This window comes from Flavonifractor sp. DFI.6.63, assembly GCF_024462255.1.
GTDB classification, from domain to species: Bacteria; Bacillota; Clostridia; order Oscillospirales; family Oscillospiraceae; genus Lawsonibacter_A; species Lawsonibacter_A hominis.
In genome coordinates, this window is record NZ_JANGBE010000063.1 from 1 (window position 1) to 2,663 (window position 2,663).

Here is a 2,663-nt window from a genome sequence, read left to right on the forward strand (position 1 = left end):
CTGACGGGAGCCCCGGCTTTGCCGGGGCCCCCGTCTTCCGTTATTCGGTCAATTCCCGCTGAACATACTTGGGCAGCTTGGCCGCCACCAGCTGGTAGGACATATCGCACAGGTCGCGCAGTACCTGCTCCGGCACTGCGCCGTCCAGATAGACTGAATTCCAGGTGCGCTTATCGGAGTAGAACCCCGGCACGATATCCGGGTACTCCGCCCGGAAGGCCTCGGCAAGCCGGGGATCGCATTTCAGGATGACCATGGTCCGTCCGGCGTGGGGCCGGTGCTCCGGGCCGGGCGTACATACCGCGGCAAACAATTTGCCGCGCACCATATACCGCTGCCACTGCCACTCAAGCTTAAAATCCTGCTCCGCGCCGGGCTTGGCCATCAGGTAATCCTCCAGCCAGGGGTAAAGATTCATAAAGACCGCCTCCTTTTCAGCGTATCCAGCATACCATAAACGAAGTCCATCGAAAAGCGTCCCACGATAAAAAATATCATTGCGTTCCCAGCCGTATGAAAGCTACCGCCCCGGAAATACTGTTAACACAGTTTTTCAGCAGGAGGGAACCATGGGAATGCAGGGCAAGGTAGAGATCTGCGGGGTGAACACCTCCAAGCTCAAGGTGCTCAAAAGCGAGGAGACCATGGAGCTGTTGAAGCGTGCGCGCGGGGGGGATATGGAGGCCCGGGAGCAGCTCATCGCGGGCAATCTGCGCCTGGTGCTCTCGGTGATCCAGAAGTTCACCAACCGCGGTGAAAATGTGGATGATCTGTTTCAGGTGGGGTGTATCGGGCTGATCAAGGCCATCGATAATTTCAATACGGATCTGGATGTGCGCTTTTCCACCTACGGCGTACCCATGATCGTGGGGGAGATCCGCCGCTATCTGCGGGACAACAGCTCCCTGCGGGTGTCCCGCTCCATGCGGGATACGGCCTATAAGGTACTGCAGGCGAAGGAGAAGTATATCAGCGAGCACCAAAAGGAGCCCACGATCGAGGAGATCGCCAAGATCCTGGAGATCAAGCGGGAGGAGGTCGTCTTCGCGCTGGACGCCATCGTGGACCCGGTCTCCCTGTATGAGCCGGTCTATGACCACGGCGGGGACACCATTTGCGTGATGGATCAGGTAAAGGATTCCAAAAATACGGACGAGAGCTGGCTGGAACAGATCGCCCTGAAGGAGGCCATGAACCGCCTGAGCGACCGGGAGCGGAAGATCCTGAACCTGCGCTTTTTCGAGGGCAAAACCCAGATGGAAGTCTCCGCCGAGGTCGGCATTTCCCAGGCCCAGGTCTCCCGCCTGGAAAAGAACGCGATCAGCCAGATCAAAAAGAACCTGTAGAGGCTTCGCCGCAAGTGCGGCCAGCCGAGCGCTTTGCCGCAGACCAAGCCGCCGCCGGGCGGCTTTACATAGGGTGGCCTTCCGTGCTATACTGCTTGCAGAAAGCAAAATGAGGGAGGTCTTTTTTCATGTCCTTTATCCTGCCGGAATACCGCGCGCCCGATTTCAGCCAGGCACGCTTCCAAACGGTCCCGGACGTCATCCTGCGTCCGGCGCCCCGGGATGGGGTAGCCCCGGAGGGCTACCACGCCACCACGATCTTTCCGGAATATTTCAAGATCGGCGGCCGGTGGCTGCTGGCCGAAGAGAGCCGTATGGACTGTGTGGCGGTGCTTCGGGGCGGGGCGGTGGCAGCGGTGGAATTCCGCAACCTGAAAGCGGGCGAGCCGGTGGTGGTGGGGCGCACCGAGGACGGCTCTGAGGGGATCTACGTCCACGCCGCGGGCTTTGAGCAGCCCGGCGGGGAAGGGGAGACCTTTGCCTTCCGTCAGGGGCGCTCCCGGGAGACGGCCTATTCCATGGATTACGACTCGATCTACGAGCTGCTTCGGTATGAAAAGGAGCACGGGTATATCGTCTGGGTGCTGGGACCCGCCTGCGCCTTTGACGCGGACGCCCGCAGCGCCTTTGCCGCTCTGGTGCGGGGAGGCTATGTCAACGCTCTGATGGCCGGCAACGCCCTGGCCACCCATGATCTGGAGGCGGGCTACCTGCGCACCGCGCTGGGCCAGGACATTTATACGCAGAAGAGCCAGCTCAACGGCCACTACAACCATATCGACACCCTCAACGCGGTCCGGGCGCTGGGCTCCACCGCCGCTTTTGTGAACAGCGGGAACGTAAAAGACGGCATCCTCTATGAGTGCGTGAAAAACCAGGTGCCCTATGTGCTGGTGGGCTCCGTACGGGACGACGGCCCGCTGCCCGAGGTCTACGGCAACGTGTATGAAGGCCAGAATGCCATGCGGGAGCAGGTCAAGCGCGCCACCACCGTCATCTGCATGGCGTCCACCCTCCACACGGTGGCCACCGGCAATATGACTCCGTCCTACCGCGTCGTGGACGGGGCGGTCCGGCCGGTCTACTTCTACTCGGTGGATATTTCGGAGTTTGCGGTGAACAAGCTGCGGGACCGGGGCAGCCTTTCCGTGCGGACCATCGTTACCAACGTGCAGGACTTTATCGTCAACGTGCAAAAAGGCGTACTGGCGAAGTGAGCGCCGGTTCAGCCGTAAGAAGGGCCCCCCTGCCTGTGCGCCGGTGGTCCGAAAACGAAAAAAGCATCCTGTCCGGTATCAAACCGGACAGGATGCTTTC

3 protein-coding genes are annotated in these 2,663 nt (G+C 60.6%); 2 read left to right on the plus strand and 1 reads right to left on the minus strand.

Annotated features, from left to right (window positions below):
- Nucleotides 1-40: 40 nt before the first annotated feature.
- Nucleotides 41-418 carry an MmcQ/YjbR family DNA-binding protein gene (locus NE547_RS17805; protein WP_186907174.1) on the minus strand — a complete coding sequence of 126 codons (378 nt, stop codon included), beginning with the start codon at nt 416-418 and terminating at the stop codon, nt 41-43.
- Between the two features lie 157 nt (nt 419-575).
- On the opposite strand from NE547_RS17805, the gene sigG reads away from it, so the two are divergent.
- Both sigG and NE547_RS17815 read left to right on the plus strand, forming a co-directional pair.
- Complete coding sequence (gene sigG, locus NE547_RS17810; RefSeq protein ID WP_256176608.1) at nt 576-1,346, plus strand: RNA polymerase sporulation sigma factor SigG; 771 nt, start codon at nt 576-578, stop codon at nt 1,344-1,346.
- Between the two features lie 128 nt (nt 1,347-1,474).
- Nucleotides 1,475-2,563 (plus strand): hypothetical protein, encoded by a 1,089-nt coding sequence (locus tag NE547_RS17815; RefSeq protein ID WP_256176607.1) that lies wholly within the window; start codon nt 1,475-1,477, stop codon nt 2,561-2,563.
- The last annotated feature ends 100 nt before the right edge of the window (nt 2,564-2,663 follow it).